The organism is Schinkia azotoformans LMG 9581 (assembly GCF_000307855.1).
In the GTDB taxonomy this organism is placed as follows: domain Bacteria; phylum Bacillota; class Bacilli; order Bacillales; family Bacillaceae_J; genus Schinkia; species Schinkia azotoformans.
On the sequence record NZ_AJLR01000149.1, the window covers coordinates 53,656 to 77,745 of the forward strand.

At 39.6% G+C, this 24,090-nt stretch carries 26 protein-coding genes; 8 read left to right on the forward strand and 18 right to left on the reverse strand.

Features of this window, described 5'->3' with window-relative positions:
- Window positions 1-294 precede the first annotated feature (294 nt).
- Window positions 295-807: a YwhD family protein gene (locus BAZO_RS19215; protein ID WP_003333131.1), complete on the reverse strand. Its 513-nt coding sequence runs from the start codon at window positions 805-807 to the stop codon at window positions 295-297.
- A gap of 199 nt (window positions 808-1,006) precedes the next feature.
- On the opposite strand from BAZO_RS19215, the gene BAZO_RS19220 reads away from it, so the two are divergent.
- Both BAZO_RS19220 and BAZO_RS19225 read left to right on the forward strand, forming a co-directional pair.
- Window positions 1,007-1,189 (forward strand): 2-hydroxymuconate tautomerase, encoded by a 183-nt coding sequence (locus BAZO_RS19220; protein WP_003333132.1) that lies wholly within the window; start codon window positions 1,007-1,009, stop codon window positions 1,187-1,189.
- A 126-nt stretch (window positions 1,190-1,315) separates the two neighbouring features.
- Window positions 1,316-1,609 carry a hypothetical protein gene (locus tag BAZO_RS19225; RefSeq protein WP_003333133.1) on the forward strand — a complete coding sequence of 98 codons (294 nt, stop codon included), beginning with the start codon at window positions 1,316-1,318 and terminating at the stop codon, window positions 1,607-1,609.
- A gap of 38 nt (window positions 1,610-1,647) precedes the next feature.
- Here BAZO_RS19225 and BAZO_RS19230 read toward each other — a convergent pair whose 3' ends face one another.
- The 4 genes from BAZO_RS19230 to BAZO_RS19250 form a co-directional block, all read right to left on the reverse strand.
- Window positions 1,648-2,181 carry an undecaprenyl-diphosphatase gene (locus tag BAZO_RS19230; RefSeq protein WP_003333134.1) on the reverse strand — a complete coding sequence of 178 codons (534 nt, stop codon included), beginning with the start codon at window positions 2,179-2,181 and terminating at the stop codon, window positions 1,648-1,650.
- A gap of 135 nt (window positions 2,182-2,316) precedes the next feature.
- Window positions 2,317-2,838, reverse strand: a complete 522-nt coding sequence (locus tag BAZO_RS19235; protein WP_003333136.1) for a YwgA family protein — start codon at window positions 2,836-2,838, stop codon at window positions 2,317-2,319.
- An 11-nt stretch (window positions 2,839-2,849) separates the two neighbouring features.
- The gene (locus BAZO_RS19240) at window positions 2,850-4,142 is read right to left on the reverse strand and encodes an HD domain-containing protein (protein ID WP_003333137.1); all 1,293 of its coding nucleotides are present in this window, start codon (window positions 4,140-4,142) and stop codon (window positions 2,850-2,852) included.
- Window positions 4,143-4,353: 211 nt separating this feature from the next.
- Window positions 4,354-4,578 carry a YuzB family protein gene (locus BAZO_RS19250; protein ID WP_003333141.1) on the reverse strand — a complete coding sequence of 75 codons (225 nt, stop codon included), beginning with the start codon at window positions 4,576-4,578 and terminating at the stop codon, window positions 4,354-4,356.
- A gap of 360 nt (window positions 4,579-4,938) precedes the next feature.
- On the opposite strand from BAZO_RS19250, the gene BAZO_RS19255 reads away from it, so the two are divergent.
- The gene (locus BAZO_RS19255; protein ID WP_003333142.1) at window positions 4,939-5,637 is read left to right on the forward strand and encodes an RsfA family transcriptional regulator; all 699 of its coding nucleotides are present in this window, start codon (window positions 4,939-4,941) and stop codon (window positions 5,635-5,637) included.
- 233 nt (window positions 5,638-5,870) lie between these two features.
- Window positions 5,871-6,695 (forward strand): octanoyl-[GcvH]:protein N-octanoyltransferase, encoded by an 825-nt coding sequence (lipL, locus tag BAZO_RS19265; protein WP_003333144.1) that lies wholly within the window; start codon window positions 5,871-5,873, stop codon window positions 6,693-6,695.
- 70 nt (window positions 6,696-6,765) lie between these two features.
- Here lipL and pta read toward each other — a convergent pair whose 3' ends face one another.
- A complete protein-coding gene (gene pta, locus BAZO_RS19270; protein WP_003333145.1) occupies window positions 6,766-7,737 on the reverse strand; it encodes a phosphate acetyltransferase in 972 nt (323 codons plus the stop codon).
- Window positions 7,738-8,095: 358 nt separating this feature from the next.
- Here pta and hemQ point away from each other — a divergent pair, with 358 nt between their 5' ends.
- The 3 genes from hemQ (at window position 8,096) to gerQ (ending at window position 10,111) form a co-directional block, all read left to right on the forward strand.
- Window positions 8,096-8,839: a hydrogen peroxide-dependent heme synthase gene (hemQ, locus tag BAZO_RS19275; RefSeq protein WP_003333146.1), complete on the forward strand. Its 744-nt coding sequence runs from the start codon at window positions 8,096-8,098 to the stop codon at window positions 8,837-8,839.
- Between the two features lie 248 nt (window positions 8,840-9,087).
- Window positions 9,088-9,513 carry a cell wall hydrolase gene (locus tag BAZO_RS19280; protein WP_003333147.1) on the forward strand — a complete coding sequence of 142 codons (426 nt, stop codon included), beginning with the start codon at window positions 9,088-9,090 and terminating at the stop codon, window positions 9,511-9,513.
- 139 nt (window positions 9,514-9,652) lie between these two features.
- A complete protein-coding gene (gene gerQ / locus BAZO_RS19285) occupies window positions 9,653-10,111 on the forward strand; it encodes a spore coat protein GerQ (RefSeq protein WP_003333148.1) in 459 nt (152 codons plus the stop codon).
- A 73-nt stretch (window positions 10,112-10,184) separates the two neighbouring features.
- Here the strand turns inward: gerQ and BAZO_RS19290 are convergent, their stop codons facing one another.
- Window positions 10,185-10,556 (reverse strand): DUF423 domain-containing protein, encoded by a 372-nt coding sequence (locus BAZO_RS19290; RefSeq protein ID WP_039957801.1) that lies wholly within the window; start codon window positions 10,554-10,556, stop codon window positions 10,185-10,187.
- 213 nt (window positions 10,557-10,769) lie between these two features.
- Between BAZO_RS19290 and BAZO_RS19295 the strand changes: the two genes are divergently transcribed.
- Complete coding sequence (locus BAZO_RS19295) at window positions 10,770-11,114, forward strand: DUF2680 domain-containing protein (protein WP_003333150.1); 345 nt, start codon at window positions 10,770-10,772, stop codon at window positions 11,112-11,114.
- Between the two features lie 95 nt (window positions 11,115-11,209).
- Here BAZO_RS19295 and BAZO_RS19300 read toward each other — a convergent pair whose 3' ends face one another.
- The 11 genes from BAZO_RS19300 to BAZO_RS19355 form a co-directional block, all read right to left on the reverse strand.
- On the reverse strand, window positions 11,210-13,114 hold the full coding sequence (locus tag BAZO_RS19300; RefSeq protein WP_235786758.1) for an LTA synthase family protein: 1,905 nt from the start codon (window positions 13,112-13,114) through the stop codon (window positions 11,210-11,212).
- Between the two features lie 163 nt (window positions 13,115-13,277).
- Complete coding sequence (locus BAZO_RS19305; RefSeq protein ID WP_003333154.1) at window positions 13,278-13,991, reverse strand: ABC transporter ATP-binding protein; 714 nt, start codon at window positions 13,989-13,991, stop codon at window positions 13,278-13,280.
- Between the two features lie 21 nt (window positions 13,992-14,012).
- Window positions 14,013-14,792 carry an ABC transporter ATP-binding protein gene (locus BAZO_RS19310; protein ID WP_003333155.1) on the reverse strand — a complete coding sequence of 260 codons (780 nt, stop codon included), beginning with the start codon at window positions 14,790-14,792 and terminating at the stop codon, window positions 14,013-14,015.
- A 2-nt stretch (window positions 14,793-14,794) separates the two neighbouring features.
- Window positions 14,795-16,129, reverse strand: coding sequence for a branched-chain amino acid ABC transporter permease (locus tag BAZO_RS19315; protein WP_003333156.1), 1,335 nt, complete (start codon window positions 16,127-16,129; stop codon window positions 14,795-14,797).
- 4 nt (window positions 16,130-16,133) lie between these two features.
- Window positions 16,134-17,120, reverse strand: a complete 987-nt coding sequence (locus BAZO_RS19320; RefSeq protein WP_003333157.1) for a branched-chain amino acid ABC transporter permease — start codon at window positions 17,118-17,120, stop codon at window positions 16,134-16,136.
- Between the two features lie 103 nt (window positions 17,121-17,223).
- Window positions 17,224-18,450 (reverse strand): branched-chain amino acid ABC transporter substrate-binding protein, encoded by a 1,227-nt coding sequence (locus BAZO_RS19325; protein ID WP_003333158.1) that lies wholly within the window; start codon window positions 18,448-18,450, stop codon window positions 17,224-17,226.
- Between the two features lie 159 nt (window positions 18,451-18,609).
- Window positions 18,610-19,044 carry a threonine/serine exporter family protein gene (locus BAZO_RS19330; protein WP_003333159.1) on the reverse strand — a complete coding sequence of 145 codons (435 nt, stop codon included), beginning with the start codon at window positions 19,042-19,044 and terminating at the stop codon, window positions 18,610-18,612.
- A 14-nt stretch (window positions 19,045-19,058) separates the two neighbouring features.
- The gene (locus BAZO_RS19335; RefSeq protein WP_003333160.1) at window positions 19,059-19,832 is read right to left on the reverse strand and encodes a threonine/serine exporter family protein; all 774 of its coding nucleotides are present in this window, start codon (window positions 19,830-19,832) and stop codon (window positions 19,059-19,061) included.
- Window positions 19,833-19,977: 145 nt separating this feature from the next.
- Entirely contained in the window at window positions 19,978-22,185 is a 2,208-nt protein-coding gene (locus tag BAZO_RS19340) for a sensor histidine kinase (protein ID WP_003333162.1), read from the reverse strand.
- Window positions 22,163-22,861, reverse strand: coding sequence for a response regulator transcription factor (locus BAZO_RS19345; RefSeq protein WP_003333163.1), 699 nt, complete (start codon window positions 22,859-22,861; stop codon window positions 22,163-22,165). Before BAZO_RS19345 ends, BAZO_RS19340 begins: the two co-directional genes overlap by 23 nt.
- An 805-nt stretch (window positions 22,862-23,666) precedes the next feature.
- Window positions 23,667-23,999, reverse strand: coding sequence for a hypothetical protein (locus BAZO_RS19355; RefSeq protein WP_003333165.1), 333 nt, complete (start codon window positions 23,997-23,999; stop codon window positions 23,667-23,669).
- Between the last annotated feature and the right edge of the window lie 91 nt (window positions 24,000-24,090).

Here is a 24,090-nt window from a genome sequence, read left to right on the forward strand (position 1 = left end):
GCCGATGTTGACTTATCGTAGGGAGGTGGGTGAAGTTTACTAGTTGCTGGGTGCTGGAGCTGGACAGAAAAGAAAAGAAACCAAGGTTCCCCAAAAATGGGCGCCTTGGTTTCTTTCTGTCCTAGTCTATGTGTGAAATTAGACTAATTATTAGTTTACTTTCTTTTAGGAAAAACCTCAAGATGTTCACAGAATGTTCAGAAATAGTCCAAAAATTCCGGTAACTTTATTGTAATTTTTTGAAATAATAATTAATAATTTTGAGGTTAGGAGACTTTGATTGCCCCTTAACAGTTATTTTTCAGGCAGCAAGGCGTTTTTTAACTCTTCTGCGGAATTGTCCCACATTTCTTGATTAAAGTTTTTCAAAAATTCTCCTAAAACCAGTCTGGATTGCTCATCCATATTATTCACAATGACCCTTCCCTTTAGTGAACGATCCATGTTGTTCACGTGCTCCGGCATTGATTTATAGCCGCGTCTTGCCTCACTATCAATGAAGAGCTCACAAGCCCCAAGGCCATGATAGTATGGCCCTTCCTGCTTACGGTGAACGGTCACCCAAACAACCCAATAGGTTTTGCCGTTTGGAACCTCGTCCCGGTTCGTCAGCATCTTTATTCCTTTTTCAATCTTGCTTCTTGCATGCAAGGCCCCCATATCGATAAAGGCTTCCCGTGTTTCAGTATCAATCATAACGGGCGAAACATTATTCAGGCTAATAGCCCCTACTCCATAGCCGCCATGCCCATCTGTGGAATCATTCTTTATAATATTAAAACCAGTACCTTGGCTTTTATTATTCATTTATGAAAGCACCCCTTATCTTTTAGAAAATAACAAACTAACTTTTTGGTTAAAATATTATCATTAACATAATATCCCTATTTTAGCATCCTAACACAGAAACTTCACCTTTGGCGACTTGTTGAAAAATGAAGGATTTTTTTGTTTTTATAACGAATCTTAAAAGAGAATCTACAACTAGGATAAAGGAGAGAATATTATGCCATATGTAACAGTTAAAATGTTAGAAGGACGTACTGACACGCAAAAGAAGGCCTTAGCAGAAAAAATAACAGCAGCCGTTGTTGAAACAACAGGAGCACCTGCTGACCGAGTTCACGTTATGATCGAGGACATGCCAAAAACAAACCTAAGTGTTGGCGGAAAAATGGCTAACGAATAAAAAACATTATCCAGTTTAGACAAAGTAACCAAATCATTACAGTATTAACAATCACAGAAAGCACATATTAGAGTATGGAAAGCAATAAAATTGCTTCTCAATCTCTATAAAGGAAGTGGCTTCAAATTGAATAATTGGTTATCTGCGCTCTTCAGGACAAAGAGAGGACTAAATATTTTAAATATGTTTGGTAATAGAAGAAACAATAGAGGGATAATTTGGGCTTCCTTGTTAGGGCTGGGGGTTAGTACAGCCGTTTATGGTTTACGAAATACTCGAAACACTAATATCCTACAACCTATTCAGAATGTAATGAATAGGGTTCAATCACGTACAGCAGGACCGATGCCAAATATGGCTGACTTAACGGAATTTTCAGAGGAATTAATTCCTCAGCAAAATATTAACAAAAATAAATAAATCTCATTAATAAAATAACGCCCGCATAATAGTGGGCGTTATTTTATATATTTTTGAAAATTTATCGAAAATAATTTACAAAAGCTAAAAGCTTTATTAACCATAACACTGGTAATGCTACCAATTAATGCACTACTAATAATATCAGTTAGATAATGATGACCTACCCAAATACGGGAGAAACCAGTTAACAAAGATAAAATCCACATAATGGATCCAAGAAGACGTTCTTGAAGGAAAATAGAAGTAGATATAGCAAATACCAAAAGGGTATGTTTACTCGGAAATGAGGAATCCACTTTTGAAGGAATGAGAATGCCTACACGATGTTTTATAAATGGACGTGGTCTATAATAAAACAATTTAATTACTTTGTTAATTAACAAAGTAATTCCTGAAGAAATCCCTGCACAATACACTGCTTTTTTATCAGAAGTCTTTCTAAACCACATAAAAATCATAACAAATGCAAATACATAACGAACTTTTTTCGATAAAAATATCATTAGAAAATCGATAGGAGTACAACGACCAGAAAGTTGATTAATTGATTTAAACAATTTGTAGTCCATATAATACTCTCCTTATTTTGTAGATAAGTATTAAATTACCCACCTTAACAAGATATATGTAAAAATCCGGAAACAGACTGTTTTTTTAAATCAAATATTACCGTTGATGTTGTTGGAAGCGAACAATGGCTAGGTCTATACTGACCTAGCCATTGTTATTGTTTGTTCACGCAGACTGTCGATATATTGATAGGCCTGCTCGACTTCTTCGTCTGTGTAGCGTTGTTTCGCTTTTAAGGTGAATACTTTTTCTTTTACTTGATCTTTCGGAAGGTCATCAAAGTAAAGTACAGTTGAGACGAGCTCTAGGAAGCGGGAACTCTGTTCATTCATATTTTTCACACATGATTCTAGGTGTGGCATGTCTACTTCGAAGTGGCTTAAGAACTGCTCGCCTTCTTCAGATAATGTATAGCGATATTGGACGTAGCCGCCCTTTTTTTCTTTTTGCTCGCTTAAAAAGCCGTTGTTTTCAAGCTCTTCGACCCGTAATGTCAATTCCTCTGAATAGGGGCCGAAAAAGTGAAAGTTATATTTTTCATGAAAAGGAAATTGGAGTTTTTTTGCGATGTAAACCATCTTTTGGAGTTTTTTTCTACCAACGATTTCCCCCGCATATGAAAATACCTTCATTAATTTCGCATGATCCTGTAACATCAGGCCCTCTCCTATCCTTGCAATATTTCTTTTATTCTTTTCTTTACGTCACCCTCAGGAAGATTGTCGACAAAATCCACGGGATAATAAAGTTTGTGGTCTGTTCGTTTTTTGCCGGAAATCGATTCAACGATCTCTGATTCACGCGAAAGTTCACGCAGCTCACCGTTCGGCATTAATAAATAGATGGGGATTCGCTCCCCTTCTTCTCCCGGCCGGTAAAAATCGTATGGTAAATCTGAAGAAGAATCAACCTCTAAATAATAATTCGTATCGATTCCAACCTCATTAAAAAGCTTCATTAATTCCATCAACTTCATGTAGCCGGAGTTTGGATTAAACTCTATATACTTAAAAAGATTACGATTCATAAAACGGGTGCATAGATCCTTTAATATCGCGTCATTTTCATGCATCCAATTTTGGAAAAAGAACAGCATGACCGACTCATCCAATGCCAAGTAATCTTTCAGACTTACATTCCCATTAAATAGTGAATAAAAATGCGTCGGTTCCATTGAGAATCTATAGCCTTCCTGGTACAATTTTTTGGCACGATGAAGAATTTTCGTTAAAATAACCTCCGCACTCCGCGTCACAGGATGAAAATAGACCTGCCAATACATTTGGTAGCGGCTCATAATATAGTCTTCGACAGCATGCATCCCGCTCTTTTTAATGACGACCTGGTCCTCAGTCGGACGCATCACACGCAGAATTCGCTCCATATCGAAATGGCCGTAGCTTACCCCTGTGTAAAAAGCATCACGCTGCAAATAATCCATACGGTCGGCATCAATTTGGCTTGAAATCAGGCTGACAACAAGCTTGTTTTCATATGTTTTGGCAATCACCTCTGCAACCTTTTTCGGAAAATCATCGCTGACTCTTTTTAATACTTTATTGATCTCCGTGTCACCAGTAATAATTGCTCTTGTCCATTTTTCATGATCCAGCTGAAACACTTTTTCGAACGAATGTGAAAATGGACCGTGTCCAACATCATGCAATAAGCCGGCAGATAGACATAACAGCCGTTCGGAATTATCCCAATGCTCGCGCCCTTGGAAAATATCAATGATTCTCCTTATAATTTCATAGACACCAAGTGAATGGTTGAAGCGGCTATGCTCAGCCCCATGAAACGTAAAAAACGTCGTCCCAAGCTGGCGCACTCTCCGCAGGCGTTGAAATTCGGCTGTACCGATTAAATCCCATATTAATTTATCCCGAACATGCACATAGCGATGGACCGGGTCTTTAAATACCTTTTCTTCATGTAACTGTTCATTTACGTAAGCCATTTTGAAAGGTACTCCTTTCGCAAAAAGGACCATGATAAATGTCTAGCTCCAGCGCCTCCAGTTTGTACGGCGATGAGCAAGGCGCTTCCGCTTTTCTTATGATCTCTTTTATACTTTTTCCATTATACATTCTATTCTTCCACCAAAAAACCTCTTTTTTCAACAAAAAGAGGTTTATTTCGCCAGCCATATACAGTTATGCACTTTTCAATTATTTTATTTTTTTCTCAAGTTTTTCAATTAACTCGTCTTCTGTTGGTGCTGAAATCGGACGATTATTTAAAAAGGCAAATGATTTCTTTCGACCGGGGCCACAATAAGATTGGCAGCCAATGACAACTTCGGCGTCCGGATCAAGCTGTTTTAACTTTGGTAATAAAGTTTTCAAGTTAGTGCCTAGGCAATCATCACAAACTCTGAATTCATTTTTTGACATCACACCCACCTGCCTTTCTGATCATTTTCCAACTAAAAAATTCAACCGTTCATACTAATTTTTATATACTTCCCATTATGGGTAACTTTTTCAGTTTCTATTATGTAAGCCAATCGGCTTTTATCTATTAATCGAATAAAGCTAAACAAAAGTCATTTTACCACTTCCCGCCGTTTGTATCAATGACAATAGGCTTGCTGGTGTAATTTTTAAGCCTAATGGTGTAAAGGTTTCCCACCTTTTCTCTACTATCCTTTTAAAATATGTATAATTTTTTTTGAAATTGTCCATCCTATAACTAACAGAAATTTTACTTATTTTACTTTTACTAGAAAAATATTAAAGGAGTTGTAAGATGTGATGATTCAAAGACAGGATGCATGGTCTGAAGAGGATGATCTGCTATTGGCAGAGACCGTATTGCGTCATATTCGGGAGGGTAGCACCCAGTTAAACGCATTTGAGGAGGTCGGTGACAAACTAAACCGGACGTCGGCCGCATGTGGATTCCGCTGGAATGCCGTTGTGAGGCAGGATTATATGAAAGCAATTGATTTAGCTAAAAAACAACGTAAACAAAGACAGCGTGCTTTAGGAGAAAAAACAAAGCCACTGTATACACCACCTGATCCAACATTTTCGTTTGAGGTTTCAGAGGAAATCATGGTGGAAAAAGATGCTAGAAACGAAGAAGCAGCAGTGGTTACCAATACTATCACGCCCGAGAGAAGCTATGTGCAGTCTTCAAAGGCGCTTTCAATGGATGATGTCATTTTATTTTTAAGCAATTTGAAAAATAGTGACCATCAATCTACGAACATGCAGCAGAAGAATGATAGATTAAAAATGGAAAACAAAGGGCTTGCTGATGAAATTGCTATTTTGAAAAAGCAGCTTGAGCAAACGGAACGTGAATTCCAAACGATCCAAGAGGATTACCAGGCCCTTGTTAAAATAATGGATCGGGCACGAAAAATGGTGTTATTTGAGGATGAGGAGAAACCGACAAATACATTTAAGATGGATAAAAATGGGAACTTGGAGCGAATTGCGAAATAGCAAGTGGAACACAGGGGGGCGCCGTCCTGGTGGGACACGGGGGCGGGTTCTCCGGCCCAGTTTGAGTCCTATTTTTCGTGGCTTTTGAAGCCGCGGGGGCGGGAACTGTGTCCCATCTGGGCAAATATCCATTAGAACAAGCGTAGCTAATTACAGCTCGCTTGTTTTTTATTTTGTATTGGCGAATGCTATAATTGTTTTTAAAGAATTTTGTACGAAAAGGGGAATTAACTATGCAGGACATCAACCCGCTTTTACAGCAGCCAGAGTGGCGTTATATCGATCATTCCAGTCTTGGATTGTATTTCAGTCCACTGCAGTCATTTGCCTATGATGATACGTTTTGTTCATCTGTTGGAAGTGGCCAGTCGGCACCTGTTATTCGCACTTGGATTCATGCGCCAACGATTGTCCTCGGCATTCAGGATGGCAGATTGCCTTTCTTGGAACAAGGTGTGGCATTTTTGGAGGAAAAAGGCTATCAATCTATTGTTCGTAACTCCGGCGGATTGGCTGTCGTTCTGGATGATGGTATTTTAAATCTTTCGCTGATTTTACCTGAAGGAAAGGGAATTGATATAAATCGTGGCTATGAGGCAATGTGGAATTTAATCCAGCTCATGTTATCCGGATTTGACGTGCAGGTTGATGCGAGGGAAATTGTCGGCAGTTATTGCCCGGGAAGTTTTGATTTAAGTATTGGCGATAAGAAATTTGCTGGTATTTCGCAACGAAGGCTGCGCGGCGGGGTTGCTGTGCAAATTTATCTTTGTGTAACCGGCAGCGGTAGTTTGCGCGCTGAAATTGTACGGGAATTTTATCATCGTGCCTTGCAAGGAGAGAAAACAAAATTCACCTATCCTACGATTGTCCCCTCCACGATGGCCTCATTATCCGAGCTGTTGGGTAAGACCATAACAACAGAGCAATTGATTACGTTGATGTTGAAGACATTTGGGGATTTGGATGCGGGAATCGCGACTACGCCTTTAAGTGAGAAGGAACTGGAATTGTATCAATACAATTATGACCGGATTTTGAAACGAAATGAAAAATAAAAGCATGGTGATAGACTGGGACTTAGAGCTGGGGCCAGTGTTGATCAACATGCTTTTTTGTATTTTGTAATTACAACGCCTGTACCGCTGTAATTAATGCTAACTTATAGACGTCTTCAGCGTTGCAGCCGCGGGATAGATCGTTCACCGGCTGGTTTAATCCTTGGAGGATTGGGCCGATTGCTTCAAAGCCGCCTAAGCGCTGGGTAATTTTATAGCCAATGTTGCCGGCATCTAGGGTTGGGAATACGAATACTTTGGCATCACCTTGGATGACTGAGTCAGGTGCTTTTTTTACAGCAACTGATGGTACGATGGCAGCGTCAAATTGAAACTCTCCGTCGATGATCAAATCAGGCTGTTTTTCTTTCGCAATTTTGATGGCCTCTGCTACCTTTTCTGTTTCAGGTGTAACTGCGGATCCTTTTGTAGAAAAACTTAGCATCGCAACCTTTGGTTCAACATCAAACAGCACTGCTGATTCGGCACTTACGATGGCAATTTCCGCTAAATCTTGACTATCAGGGTTTGGATTGATAGCACAATCCGCGAAAATATATTTTTCATCGCCTCGCACCATGACAAACATCCCAGATGTCTTTTTGATGCCAGTTTTTGTTTTAATAATTTGCAACGCAGGGCGAACAGTGTCTGCCGTTGAATGAGCGGCACCGCTGACTAAGCCATCTGCTTTTTTTAAATAAACAAGCATTGTGCCAAAGTAATTTTCATCTTTTAAAATTTGTCTAGCCTCTTCTTCTGTTGCTTTTCCCTTCCGGCGCTCGACAAATTCACGCACAAGCACATCAAATTCATCGTAGGAATTCGGATCGAGAATTTCAACATTCCCTAAAGAAATATTTAGAGATGCCGCCTTTTGCTCTACTTCTGCTTTATTTCCGATTAAAATCGGCTTTAAAACTTCCTCAGAGGCAAGTCTGCCAACGGCTGTCAAAATTCGCTCATCCAAGCCCTCTGGGAAGACAATAGTTTTGTTTTTACCTTTAATTTTTTCTTTTACAATAGAAAATAAATCGCTCAAATCAATACCTCCAAAATCAATTAAGATTACCTAATAAATATATTTCGTAAAAGCATCCGTAAATCCCAACAGAAAGTCAGTGGAGGATTCACCCTATCCTGCTTATTATTACCATATACTTTTCCAATATTCTTGGAAATAGGCTAATCAAAACGGAAACGCTTACTTTAAAAAGTTTCTCTTTTCAGAACGTTGGAAAATTTCTATAACAAACGCAAAAAATTTGACCTAGATTACCCTTTGCCACCTTTTGTCAACTTTTTAAGCTAAAAACTTTCTTCTGGATAAAACTATTGTTATATTAGTTATTGACATGTACATATTGAAATGTAGCTATTAAGATAAAGGAGTGTTATGAATGGCTGAACCAGCAAAAACGTTAGATGGTTGGTATTGTCTTCACGATTTCCGCACGGTAGATTGGACATCTTGGAAAAGGCTATCAGGCGATGAAAGAAATGAAATAATTGTAGAGTTTCAAAACTATCTCAGTGCATTAAAAAATACGGAAGAAGCTAAAAAAGGAAGTCATGCTTTATACACCATTGTCGGCCAAAAAGCTGACTTTATGTTAATGATTCTTCGTCCAACAATGGAGGAGTTAAACGAGCTTGAGACAACTTTTAATAAAACAAAATTTGCGGAGTATTTACTTCCTGCACATTCCTATGTGTCTGTAGTTGAATTAAGTAACTACCTGCCATCTGACCAGGATCCATATCAAAGCCCTGAAGTTTTGGCACGTTTATACCCTATTCTTCCGAAGACTAACCATATTTGCTTCTATCCAATGGATAAGCGTCGTCAAGGCAATGACAACTGGTATATGCTTTCAATGGAAGAGCGCAGCAGTATGATGCGTTCACACGGCATGATCGGCCGCCAGTATGCAGGTAAAGTAAAACAGATCATTACTGGTTCTGTCGGGTTTGATGATTGGGAATGGGGCGTTACGCTTTTTGCAGACGACGTTCTTCAATTTAAAAAGCTTGTGTATGAAATGAGATTTGACGAAGTAAGTGCAAAATATGGCGAATTCGGTTCATTCTTCGTTGGCAACATTTTAACAGAAGAAGCTGTTCCGAAATTCTTACACGTTTAATAAGCAAGTCAGAATTATAAGCTCCCTAACCATTAGGGGGCTTTTTCCATGAGTTGGGACAGAGTTCCCGACCCCATGGCTCGCCCCCGCGCCGCGGCCCACCCAATCCCGCTGCAATTTTTATCATAAAAACACCTACAGCCACATAGTATCTAAATGTAATAACCACAAAAAAAAGAAAAATACAAGTCACCATTTTCTGTTCTTGCAATATGTTAGTAGGGTAATCGCTATTGTGAGGTGAGAAAATGGCTGTTGTGCCACATACTGAGGAAGATGTAAAACTTCTGGCAAGATTGATGCGGGCTGAAGCCGAAGGGGATGGAAGGCTTGGTATGTTAATGGTGGGCAATGTTGGGGTTAATCGTGTAGTTGGAAATTGTCTTGATTTTAAATCTCTCCGTAGCTTACGGGATATGGTTTTCCAGAAGCCAGGCGGCTATGAAGCGGTTGATAAACCTTATTTTTATCAACGTGCTAGAGAAGCAGATATTGGGTTGGCACGCCAGGTAATTAGGGGCTGGAAATATCACCCGGCAACTTACTCTCTATGGTTTTTCAGACCTGAGGGGGACTGTCCAGCCACATGGTTTAACCAAAGGAATGCGGGACGATTTAAATCTCATTGTTTTTATACCCCTGAACAAGAAAATTGTCCGCAAATATTTTTTTAAAGTGTCATTTGAATTTCACACTTAGCAGTTCCAATTTTACACATACACAATAGAAAATAAAGGCATTTTATACTTATTCTTAACTGGCTGTTCTTCCATAAAGTATAAAATTGTCTATCATCAAAGGGAGGAATGTAAAATGGCAAGTAATTTTCCATCTCAAACGCCAGCATATGGGCAATTCCCACAATATGGCTTCGGGCAACAACCCCAGATGCCACCTACATTTTCAGGAGGTCAAATACCGGGTTTTCCAAGTTTTCCACAACCACAAAAACCTCAATCACCTGCAGCAAATGTTCCCGGAATGCTACCGATTGAGGAATCGTACATTGAAAATATTTTACGATTGAACAAAGGCAAAATTGTAACTGTTTATACAACTTTTGAAAACAATTCACAATGGAATGCGAAAATTTTCAAGGGTGCAATCGAAGCCGCCGGACGTGACCACCTTATTATCAGCGACCCACAAACAGGTCAGCGCTATTTAATTCCAATGATTTACGTTGATTTTGTAACGTTTGATGAAGAAATTGAGTACCAATATCCATTTAGTGGTATGGGACCTAGTTTATCGTCTTTTCCTCCTAGATAAAAGGAAAAGCGGAAGCGCCCGTTCAAGCAAAAGGAGACTGCAAAACAGCCTCCTTTTTACCTTTCCAGCTCCCCTATTTCCCTTTAGCAGCGGCAACTGCCAGTAGAATCCAACCTGCCAAAAACGATATGCCACCTAAAGGCGTTATCATACCAAGCTTCGCGATTCCTGATGTGCTTAAAGCATACAAGCTTCCTGAGAACAGAATAATTCCGATAAACATCATAATGCCGGACCATTTGATTGCCGAAACGCCCGGCCATTTATTAGCAGCAAAAGCCACTATAAATAAACCCATCGTGTGGAACATTTGGTAGTCAACACCTTTTTCCCAAACATCCATCATTCTTTCCGTTAACCGAGGTTCGAGACCATGAGCACCAAATGCTCCTAGTGCAACCGCTAAAAAGCCATTGATTGCCCCCAAAATAATAAATGCCTTCATCATATTTAAAATCCCCACTTCAATTCATTAATTTGTATCTCCATCTTACCGAAATTTGTCACCATACGCCAACAAAACGGCTTTAAAAAATGAGCCAGAGGATCTGCCCCCATGTCTCGGAAACGTTGATTTGGAAAAAACAAAAATAATATGGATAAAATTTGAACTCCCGTTACATATTAACTATGAAAAATATGAATAGGAGGATTTACCATGAAAAAAATTATTGTATTACTTAGTGTTTTATTTCTGACACTAGGTCTTGCTATGCCTGTTTGGGCGCAAAATGACAAGGCTCAACAGCCTGAAACAAAGGTGCAGTTGACGGAAGCGCAAAAGAAGGAGCTTGCTGATATTCACGAAGATATTCTCGAGAATAAGCTTGAATTGATTGATAAGCATGTTGAGTTCGGGATTATTACAAAAGAAAAAGGCGATATGATCAAAGCAAAGATTCAAGAAAAGGCAAAAAAGATGAGGGAAAATGGCTATATGTCTGGGGCTTGCAAGCATAAGGATCATAAAGACCATGAGATGAGGGGCGAGGGCAGCCAATAGAGGATTGTCCGTTACATAAGAAAAGGCGAGTAAGTGTAAACTCAACTCGCCTTTTAAACATGTAGCTTTACAAAAATGGACCACAGAACCCGACCCTATGTCCCACTTCCAAACAAAGCTTCCTTGCTATACCCCTTCCCAAACAACAGGTCGTACTGCAGCCTCTCATAAGTATCTTCCAGCGGTTTAACGTTATCTGGTGTATCCTTATACAAATTTCCATCGGCATCATTTTTAACAGATGTTGTGTACCCTGGCATTTGTTTGCTAAATTCCTCCAAGAAGCGATAGTACAGCGGTTTTTCGATTTGTGCCAAGTCAAGGATATGTGGTCCTAAAAACGATGGACTAATACTTGGCAGCTCTATTTTTTCATCAGTAAAGTTATTCCAGACGACTAACGGTGTTTGTCTCATACGCTGGTATTCTTCCAATGACCATTTTTCATCTTTAACATAACCCGCTTCTTTATAGGTTAAGTAATCTGCGCCTAAGAATGGCATGTGATCACCATAGAAGATGATAATCGTTGGTTCCTCGGATTTTTCATAATAATCGATGAGCTCCGCAAATGCTTCATCCGCCTCGACTACACCTTGTGTATAAGTTTCTAAGCTGTACTTAGACTCATCGGACAACTCACTGTCATCAATCTTAATTTTCACATCATCTTTGTAACGGCCTTTTTCATATGGACCGTGGTTTTGCATTGTTACCGCATAAATGAAATCAGGCTTGTCGGTCGATTCTGTTTTGTTGATAATTTTTGCATTGACCTCTTTGTCTGAAATATACGGCCCTCGGTAAGTGGCATCTTTAAAGTTGTCTAAGCTGATAAATTGATTGAAGCCCAAATATTTATAGACATTTTCTCGATTCCAAAACCAGTTGTAATATGGGTGGACCGCTGTTGGTTCATAGCCTTGCTCTTTTAAAATTGATACTAGCGATGGAAGTGAATGCCCTACAAATTGTTGATAGGCAATCGAGCCGGTTGGTAAAAATGAAACATTTAATCCCGTCATCGCTTCAAACTCAATATTAGACGTACCACCGCCAAACTGTGGTGATAAAAGCCAGCCCACTTGGTTTTTCCGAACGGTCGGCATTGGGTCCTCGCTAAAAGGAACTGATTCTAACCGAGTTGGATCCCAAAACGCTTCACTCATAATAAAAATAATATTTGGATGCCGCGTTAATGTTTTTTCCGGCTTTTCCGCTGGCAGCCTGTTCTCCAAGTCTTTTACTGTGTTCAAAATGTTTTCTTTTCCATAGCCGTTTGGTGGAAAAACGAGCGTGCTTTCCGTATTTAATACAAAGCTCAAAAGAAAACCATTGATCTTGTAGTTCGTCTCCTGATTCCAGTTAATATTCGTAATTTGCAATTCATTAAATAAACGCTTTAACGGTGTTGACCTAAATAGGAAAAATGAAACGATCAAGACAACACTAATCACGATTAGAGCCAGCCGTTTCAAAGCACTAAGCCTAAACACGACGAAGCCAATTTTTTTCTTAATAAAGATAATCGTCGCAATTATCAACACAACTCCAATAGCAGCAATGGCCAACTTCCCTTTGTTTACTTCTTTAATCAGCTCCGGGAACAGGTTGAACATTTGTTGATAAAGCAATACATCCCACGGATAAAGGTTTTCCCCTAAAAACATATGCTTATATCGATTGATAAAGCTAAGCAATAAAGTAAAAACGGTAAACGCAAAGGTACTAAATAGCAGGTCATTAAACAGACCTAAAAATAGGAGGAAAAATACAAATAAAATTAAGTAGTTTAAAATAAACGGATTGTAGTTGTCCTCCATCCATTTTTTAGCTTCTAGGAAATCGCCACGGATGAAGGTTTCCATGCATATTAATAAAGCCCCTGCTACGACTGCCGCGAACACTAGGGTAAACAATATTTTTGCTATTCTAATGGCTATACTATCTTTAGGTTTATTCTCTTTTGTTTTTTTTCTGGCATTTTTTCTTGTACTCAATATAAATCATCCTTCAGCTTCGTTCATTGTCTCTATTATAGTACAAATGGTAGCAGGAATTTAACAAAAACCCGCAATTTGCTTGAATTTCCCTAAAGAAAGACTATTTAAAAACAAAAAACTACCCATATACAGGGTAGTAAACAAAAATGCGGTGAATTTCTTAAGCTAAATAGGCTTCTTGTATTTGTTCATTATCGATTAATTCCTTTCCAAGTCCGCTCAATGTTATTTTGCCATTTTGAATGACATAGCCACGATCGGCAATGCTTAGTGCTTGAAAGGCATTTTGTTCTACGAGCAAGATCGTGATCCCTTCGTTGTTTAGTTCTTTAATAATCTCAAAAATTTGTTCCACAATAATCGGCGCAAGACCCATAGATGGCTCATCCAACATGAGAATCTTCGGCTGCATCATCAGGGCCCGGCCGATCGCAAGCATTTGCTGCTCCCCGCCGCTCATCGTTCCTCCCTGCTGGCTTAAGCGTTCTTTGATTCTAGGAAAATATTGAAAGACGCGTTCCATCCGTTCCTTCACAATCCGTTTGTCTTTGACTGAAAAAGCACCCATTTCGAGATTTTCTTTCACCGTCAGCTTGGGAAAAATCCGTCTGCCTTCCGGGACATGGGCGATGCCGGAGAGCGCCGTTTCATGGGGAGCCCGGTTTGAGATTTCGGTTCCATTGTAAAGAATGCTGCCACTTTTCGGCTTTACCTGTCCGCTGATCGTTTTTAAGGTCGTTGATTTTCCGGCACCATTACTGCCGATTAATGTCACAATTTCGCCCGCATCAACATGAAGCGATATCTCCTTTAAAGCCTGAATACCACCGTAAAATGTATCGATATTTTGTAGATCTAAAATTTTCTCTGCCACTTGTCGCAAGGCCCCCTTCCTTTATGAAACAGTTTCTGCTCCACTTTTTCCTAAGTATGCTTCAATCACCTTTTGGTTTGTACGAATTTCTTCCGGTATTCCTTCGGCGATTTTTTCACCATGGTCCAATACAATAATATGTTCAGATATTTCCATGACAAGTTTCATATCATGCTCGATTAAGACGATTGTCAGTCCAAATTCATTGCGCATTTTGAAAATCAACTCTGTCAGTTCTTTCGTTTCCTTCGGATTCATTCCGGCTGCTGGCTCATCTAATAAGAGGATCTGCGGTCTCGTTGCTAGTGCCCGGCCAATTTCCAGGCGGCGCTGGGCCCCATAGGACAGATTTCGGGCCTCCTCATTTGTAAATTGGCTTAAACCGATATAATCCAATATATTGTACGCCTCTTGTTCAGCGAAGCTTTCTTGTTTTTTAAAAGAAGGCAAGTCTAAAACAGCCCCCAATAAGCCTTGTTTGATATGGTTGTGCATCCCAACCATGACATTTTCAAGCACTGTCATACTTCCAAATAAACGAATGTTTTGGAACGTCCTCGAAATTCCTTTTGCTGAAACCGCATGAGGCTTCAGTCCGACAATGGATTTCCCATTTAATTCAATATCCCCGCTTGTTGGTTGATAAACACCGGTTACCATATTAAAAAACGTTGTTTTTCCTGCCCCATTTGGACCAATAACGGCAGTGATGGAGCCTTTTTTTACGTCCATACTAATATCGCTATTGGCAATCAGGCCCCCAAAGGCTTTTGTTAAATTTTTAACCGTCAAGATGGACATTGTTATCTTTTCGCCTCCTCCGCTCGAGCTACTGGTTCTTGTGACGTCCCTGAGATCATACTGCTAATTTTTCCTTTATTTTTCCTAAGCTTTTCAAGATTGAATACCGGGTTTTTGGCTGGCAAAAGGCCCTGTGGCCTATATAAGGCAAAGCCGATTAAGATGGCTCCAAAAATAAAGCGCTGCATTTTCGCCGGAGAAAGTGCGTCTGGAATCGAGATGATTCCTTGTAAGTTAAGCTGATTGAGCCAGTTGGCAAACTCCGTTAGCACATGTAGGTTGAGAATCGTCATGATGGCTGCACCTAAAATAACTCCTGGTACACTGCCCATTCCACCTAGAAGTACCATAACAAGGATCGTGATCGATTCCAGCAATGTAAAGCTTGTTGGATCGACGAAGGTTTGTTTTGCCGCAAACACAACACCCATTACGCCGGAAAAAGAAGCACCGATCGCAAACGCCATCAACTTTGTTCTTACTAAAGGGATCCCCATCGCTTGCGCCGCAATTTCATTTTCACGAACAGCTTTCCAGGAGCGCCCTAACTTCGAATATTCAAGTCTACGGACCGCAAAAACGGTAATGACAAGGATCACGAGGACGATATAGTAAAATTGACTAGGATACATAAATTCAAACCCAAAAATCTTTGGCGGCGTTATTGAAATAAGGCCCATCGCCCCATTTGTAATATTGACAGGACGGTCAAGGTTATTAAAAACAATCCGGATAATCTCCCCAAAACCAAGGGTTACGATCGCCAGATAATCCCCTTTTACACGCAAGACCGGTACACCGATAATCACACCGGCGATTGCTGCCGCAATTCCCCCAATGATAAGAAACAGCCAAAAGCTTTCACCTGGGAGCGGAAACTCGCCGAATGGCATAAACTTCGATGCCTGCCCGGTGGCAAAGATCCCGTATGTGTAGGCACCAACGGCAAAGAAGGCGACAAACCCAAGGTCTAGTAGCCCAGCAAGACCAACAACAATGTTCAAGCCAAGTGCCATCGCTACATAGATCCCGACAAAGCAGGCGACCTCCATATATGACTGGTAGGCCGGTCCTTGACTTGCGACTACAGGTAAAATAACGACCAACACGGCCCCCGCAATAAGCCACTTTTTCAAATCAGTTAGGCCTGTAAAGTGTAAAAGCAATAATGATGCTAAAAGCAGCAAAAAGGCTATGACTGATTTTTGCGCAAGAACAAGGCTTCCCGCTGTCAACACAATGTAGGCAATGATTAAGGTGGCTTGGTACTTTTTATTGGCTTTGATTTTGTCCAAAAATGGCTCGAGCTTCGTAGTCAATTTATTTTTCATCATCATTCACCTACACCTTCTCCGTTACTGCCTTGCCAAACAGGCCTTCAGGCTTAAAGATGAGCACTAAGATCAAGATTGCGAATGCAAATACATCTTTATATTCCGCGCCAAACACTCCATTTGTAATGATGGTCAGGTTGGCCGCTGCAAACATTTCAAGTAAGCCGATTAAAATCCCACCAAGCATCGCCCCACGGATGTTGCCAATGCCCCCAAGAACCGCGGCCGTAAAGGCCTTTAACCCTAGAATAAAGCCGATATACGGGTCGATTGTCCCATACTGAATGGCAAATAAAACCCCCGTAGCCCCACCTAACGCGGAGCCGACAAAGAAGGTAATCGCGATCACTCTATTCACATTCACGGTCATTAAAGCAGCCGTTTCCCGATCTTGCGCAACCGCCCTCATGGCCATGCCCCACTTTGTCCGATTTATAAAAAAGTCCAACCCAACCATTAAAATGATGGCAGTAACTAACACGATAATAAAAGAGGATTTAAAGGAAGCATCACTAAAAACGGGAAGGATGGCTGAAGTTTTTACAACAATTTGGTCAGTAAAGAGGCTGGGTCCAGTTAGGATGTAGTTTCCCTTTTTTAGCTCCGTAATAAAGCGAATTAAATCTTGAAGCACAAATGAAATCCCAATCGCTGTAATTAACGCAATTAATTTTGGAGAATTTCTCACAGGCCGGTAGGCTACCCTTTCAATACCTACCCCCAAAAGTCCCGTCAATACGGATGTAATTAATATAATGATAATAAGGGCAAGGAGAGCCGGCATCGCTGCCATTAAACCCAAGGATGTAAAGGATAAAAGCATAGCCGTTCCAATAAATGCACCCGTCATAAAAATTTCACCATGGGCAAAATTAATTAACTCTAATATTCCATAAACCATCGTATAACCAAGCGCAACTACTGCATATACCGCTCCTAATGTTAAACCATCAATTAATACTTGCGGCAATGTATGGAGGACTTCTGTTAACATCGATATCACCCACCTTTTCGATTTTTTTGCGAAAAAAGGGTAAAGACATTTGTCGATACCCTTTTTGATTAAATTCTATATTTGGTGTTGACTTGGAAGCAGGTTACTTGCTAACCTCATCCACTTGAGCAGCAGGATAGGCAGGCTCCTCAAACTTATAGATGAAAATTTTCGCATAATCATTGTCCCCGATTTCATCGAAGCTTACTTTTGTAACAACACCCTCAAACTCTTTTCCGTTACGGACGGCTTCCGCTACTTGTTCGCGGGTTGGCAATGCATTATTATTGGCCTTAATGGATTCTTCAATTCCTTGAAGAAGTACGCCCATCGAATCGTATCCATACGCAGAATATCCTTCAATGTCTTTGCCAAATTTAGCTTTATATTTTTCAGCAAACTGTTTCCCTGCATCTGTAGCTGTCGTCACACCAGCAGCAGATGTTATATAAGTGTTCAGCACGCTGTTACCGGCAATTTCCACTAGAGTCGAAGAGTCCATTCCATCTCCACCCATAACTGGGCCTGTAAAGCCCTTTTCACGAGCCTGCTTTATAATTAGGCCGCCCTCCGTATACATCCCGCCAAAATAAATCATGTCCGGTTTTTGAGCGACAACCTGATTCATTACACCATTGAAGTCCTTTTCACCGATTGTGATACCTTCAAAACCGAGGATCTCGGCACCAAGCTCTTCTGCCGCACCTTTAAAGGCTTCAGCAAGACCAGTACCGTATGCCGTTTTATCTTGAATAATGAAAATCTTCTTAGCACCTAAGGTTTTCACAGCAAATTCTGCACCTGCAGGACCTTGGAAATCGTCACGTGCCACAATGCGGTTTACCGTTTTTAATTTACGGTCCGTGACGTCCGTGGCTGTATTGGCCGGCGAAACCATCGGCAAACTATATTTCTCATAAATTTCTGAAGAAGGAATGGCTACACCAGAATTGTAGTGTCCAACAACCCCAAGAATTGCCGTATCAGAGCCAATTAACTGTGCATTGGCAACTCCCTTTTTCGGATCAGCTTGGTCATCAAACGGGATTAATTGCAGTTCAAAACCTAGCTCTTTAAATTTTGCAGCATTTTCTTCTAAAGCAAGTTGGGCACCAAGTTTAATAGATTCACCAATCGTGGCACTACCGCCGGACAATGGACTTTGTGTTGCAATTTTAATAACTTGAGCACTGCCCACTTTTCCACCATCAGCTGAAGGTTCTGTAGACTTGCCACCAGCTTGGTCATTTCCACCCGATGATGAACAACCCGCTAGTAACCCGATCGCTAATGTTGCTGTCGCAAGAACTGAAAGCGTTTTCCTTAACATTTTTTAACCCCCTTATTCGTCTTAGAATAATATTGTTAAAACTATTTAGAATATATTACGCGAGATAGGAAAATAAACCTAAATTCAATAAAAAAAATCGCTTTCCCACTGTATCGCGAGAAAGCGAGATCGAAGCAGAGGACGGTTCTTTTGCTTCTTCTATATTTTAGACCTCTTAATCATTTGATTGATAACCTCAGAAAAAACAAGGCCGATCGCAATCGATCCTGATAGCATAAATGCCTTAGTAGCTAATTGAACAGCCATATTGTAATCATTTTCAACAATATGCCGCATCGCGTCATAAGCCATTCCTCCGGGAACCAGTGGTATAATGCCAGAAACATTAAAAACGATCATCGGCGTTTTATAAAACTTCGCAAAGATTTGGCTAATGATCGCAATAAAAAAGGCTGCTACTAACGTTGCCAGTATCATATCTATACTAAAATAACTCACAAGCGCTATATAGATGAACCAGCCTACCATCCCGACGAAGCCACACTTTAGAAGCGCCTTTTTCGGAACGTTGAAGATAATCCCAAAAGCCGCCGAAGCAATAAAGCTAGTAATAAGATGCTCTACTATAAACATAAATTGAATCCTTTCTAATAGAATGTGATAACGACGGCAACTCCGGCTCCGATGGCAAAGGCAGTTAAAAAGGCTTCCGCCCCTTTTGAAAGACCGGATACTAGATGTCCAGCCATTAAATCCCTGACCGCGTTTGTAATTAAGAGCCCAGGTACGAGCGGCATGACGGAGCCGATGATGATTTTGTCGAGTTCCTGTCCCATTCCTGTTTTTACAAAAAGCACTGCCAATAAACCAATCACAAATGATGATAAAAATTCCGATAAAAATTTAATATTTACGAAACGACTTACATATAGGAAAAAGATAAACCCTAAGCCCCCGGTGACGAGGGCCGGGAAAAAGTCGTGCCAACCGCCTTTAAACATAATTAAAAAACAGCCACTTGCGATCGCTGCTGCAGCAATTTGGGTGAAAATCGGATAGGCATGTGTTGTCGACTCAATTTTATGTAGCTGCTCATGGGCTTCTTGAATTGTTATTTCTCTACTAGCAATGCCTCGCGAAACACTATTAACGAGCGTTACCTTTTGAAGGTCAGTCGACCTTTCCGTGATCCTAATAATTCTTGTTGCCTCCATTTGATCGACAGCAAATATAATGCCCGTTGGTGTGACATAGCTATGAGAATTTTCAAAGCCATAGGTGGCTGCAATCCGCATCATCGTATCCTCGACACGGTACGTCTCCGCCCCACCTTGCAGCATTAATTTCCCCGCCAACAAACAGCATTCCACAACTTCGTTTATTTCCTCTCGTTTCGTCAATTCGGTTGATTTTGAATCCACACTATATCTCTCAACTTTCAGTTTATATTTTACATATTTTTCTTTGAATTATATTAGTTTATTCAAGGAATGAGAATTTAACAAGAGACAAACGCAAAAAAACCTTTAAGAAAACCAAGCAGGTCTCCTTAAAGGGGGTAAGAAGTTATATAAGATTCAATAAAATCGTTACTTTAAATAAATCACCATCAACATCAATTTCCATTTCACCGTCATGAAGGTCAACAATCGACTTCGCAATGGCAAGGCCTAGTCCGGAGCCTTCTGTTTGCCTTGAGGCATCGCCTCGTTTAAAGCGTTCAAACAATTCATTGATATCCCCGCCAAGCTCATATTTGGCGATATTTTTAAACGAGATCTCAACCTTATCTCCAACCTGATTCTGGTTCATAGAAATATAGACTCTCGTATTCTCGAGTGAATATTTAAGGATGTTGCCAATGATATTATCAAACACACGCCACATCTTTTGTCCATCGACAACAGCATAAATCGGCTTTTCAGGGTTTGTCACCCTAAACTGCAAGGTTGATTCACTTATTTTTTCATTATACTCCGCAAGAGCTTGCTCCAATAATTGAGCCAAATCTACTTTTTCTTTTATAAGCTCAATATTGCCGCTGGCCATTTTCGAGGCTTCAAATAAATCATCTATTAAAACCTTCAAACGTTTTGACTTTCGATCAATTATTTCGAGATAGGAATCTCGCTCATCCGCACCAAGCTCCGGTGTTTTTAATAACTCCGTATACGTAATGATTGATGTTAATGGCGTCCTGAGATCATGACTAACGTTAGTGATTAACTCTGTTTTTAAGCGTTCACTCTTGGCCTGTTCTTTCTGGGAGGCTTTGACCCCATACTTTAGCGTATTAATATTTCCTGCTAGTTTTGCAAGCACTGATTTCCCGACAATCGGCAGGTCCGGTTCGAAATTTCCGGAAGCTAGCTCACTCGTATTTTTTATAATTTGGTTAAAATAACCGATGCGTTTGAAAGTTAAAATTAGTAAAGGCACTCCTACCAGCAACATGGCTGGAATATATATGATTATAAATTTCGGCTCTATAATTACAACTGCTGCTCCAAGTCCAAACGCAAACACCAATGCCAAATTAACGATAACTTTAGTTCCTACACTTCTATTTAAAAATGCATTCTTTATTGCTTCTTTTATTCTAATCAGTAAAGCCCCTTGCCAATCACTTTTTAAAAGAGAACTGTCTTTATATCTATCAAAAAGCAGTTTCCCTTGAACAAGTGTTAAAGCTAGAAATAGTGCACACCAAAATAGGTTATAAAGAATCCCTTCGACCAGTTGGTAGAAAGTGCTCCAGTAGCCAAGGAAATACCCCTGCACAAGGAAGACCCATGTGACTATGAAAGAAACTCCAAACATGATAACTTTTACATCAACCGGAACCTTATTATAGTATCGTTCTATTTTTTCAAATGATAGTGAACGAACAACAGCCGTATTTTTATATAAAAATATACTTAGGATCAGCGCTACAATTGCACCTAAACAATAAATATAGTAAGTAGCTTGGTTCTTTTTAAAATCATAGAATTCATTTAGTACAGTATTTGTTTGTGATGACGTTTTTGGAACAGCTATTTGCCCTTCGAATGTTGCTTTATTATTGTTAAAGAGTTGTTCTACTTGCTCTTTATAGTCAAAACTATAATAGCGTCCCTCAATCGACAGATCCGTATAATTCTTAATGAATGCCATATTTTTGTTATTCATTAATTGAGAGACAGGACCATCATTTAGATTTAGATTTGTGTAAACTTTACCCGTTTCATTGTTTTTTAAATAATATTTAAATGAATTTTTATATGTTATAAACTGCGGGCGAAGGTTTTCCCGATCGATAAAATATTGGTCAACTTCCGCCTCTTTTTCTTTCATAATTTTTTGGCGGACATGGTCATCGCTCGTAAAGTTGGCTGTAATGTCAGCGATCTTTTGGTCCCGCTCAGCCTTCAAAAAGTTGACCACCTCTTCGTTATTGGCTGTTACAGCATCTTGAATTTTTTCTTCGTATTGCCCTTTTATATTCGTAATCTGCTCATTTAAATTGCCGTAACGATAGCGATGCTCTTCAATTTCTTCTTTTGTAACAGTAATTTTCTTTTTAGCTTCTTCACTTGTTATCCCGCCAATTTCAAACATCACTAAACGGTCGATAAATTCATTTAAAGTATGATCAAAATCATCAGTTTGAAAATAATTTTGATTAAAGTAATAATCTGCTTTTGTGAACCCAACTAAAAGACCGTTTATGCCATACGATAACAGCAGAATCCACACTATGACAGCGATTTTATTTTTCCATTTTGTAGCCAATTCCCCACACCACCTTTAAATATCTTGGATTTTTCGGATCAATTTCAATCTTTTCACGGATTTTTCGAATATGTACGGCCACCGTATTTTCCGCATTATAGCCAGGCTCGTTCCAAACTCGTTCATAGATTTCATGGATGGAAAAAACACGCCCGGCATTGATCATCAATAGCTCTACGATTTTATATTCAATTGGCGTCAGCTTGACAGGCTCACCGTTGATTGCCACTTCCCTCGCTGCTTGGTCGAGGGTTAAACCACGGATGTCGATGACTTTGTCAGCTGTGCCACCTTCATAGGTTCCAAGCGTTACATACCGCCGCAGTTGGGATTTCACTCGGGCAATCAGCTCAAGCGGATTAAACGGCTTTGTCACATAGTCATCGGCGCCAACCTGAAGGCCCAAGATTTTATCCGTGTCCTCGCTTTTGGCACTCAGCATGATAATCGGGATGTTTTTTTGCTCCCGAATTTTGAATGTCGTGGAAATCCCATCAAGCCTCGGCATCATGATATCTAAAACAATAAGATGAACGGTATGCTCATTTAACTTTTCAATCGCTTCGATGCCATCCTTTGCTTTTATCACCGTGATTCCTTCATTTTTTAAATATATCTCAATCGCGTCTCTGATTTCTTTTTCATCATCAACAACAAGTACATTATAGTTGCTCATTTTTCTCACACTCCTTTCCAAATTATACAAGTTTATCGGAAGAAAATCCGCTTGGGACTTGAGCCCCATGACCGCTTCTTGTACTATCAGAAGTCATATATCAATATGATGATAGTATAAGAAAAGACATCAACTTCCACCATTACGGGTGGAAGTCGTGTTTTTCTAAAACTATTTCCATTGTAGCCGCTAAATCTTAACATTAAAGAAGGATAAACCTTAAGAATTTCTTAAGATTGGGTGGGGTTTTCTTAAGATAAAACAAAAAATCCTTCAAAGTCACCTGCTCAATTTTCTTAAGCAAGCACCTTAAAGGGGAATTATAGTTGAAGGTGAAAATTCTTTGATGTTGTACAGTAGAGGGATATTGTTCACTACGGTAATCGCAAAGACTTCAAAATTTAACTAAGAAACGCTATTTCCTTTATACACCGGAAATGACGTTCTTTATGTGGTTTGTTAAACTAAAGCTAACCGTTAGCCTTATTACTTTTTTCATTATTATTTGTATTCGTTTATGGATATATATGGTAAAATGTGGTTATATCATAACACGCAAATGAAAGGAAAATAACTTAAAGGGGATTATTTTATGAAATTTTTTCGTATGGGTATTCTTTGTTTGATTATCATATTTACAATTTATATTATCTCGGATTATATTAGATATAATTCTTTTAAATTAAGTGAAAATTTATTAGATTCCTTTATATATAGTGCACTATTGATTTTCTTTTTGTGGTTATCAACAAATATAAAAGCGAATAAAAAAAAGTAACTCCGTTCTCAGAACGGAGTTACTTTTTTACCAACCCTCTTCTTGCCATACACACTTTCCGGCAATTGAAGTTAATTCTACAGCAATACCTAATACACTACCCTTTACACCAATTTTAATAAGATACTTTGCTGCCAATGTATAATTACCTTCCCAAAGGTAATCAAAGAAAATTCCCACAAAAGCTCCTGTGACTATATCACCATATTCTCCAATAAGTTCGTTCTCAATGCATCTATCTACCGCTGGAGTACTTGCAGAAACATTCTTTGGATTTTTTATAAATACAGGACCCTTTAATTTTTCGATATCTGAACTTGGACCAAATTCCTCTTCCAATAATTCAGTATCAAATCCCACGAGTGTTGATTATCCAAAATTAGACAGACTTATCCCTTGGAGAACTTTATAATTTTTTAAAAATAACAGCTATTTCAGAACGCCAGTCAAT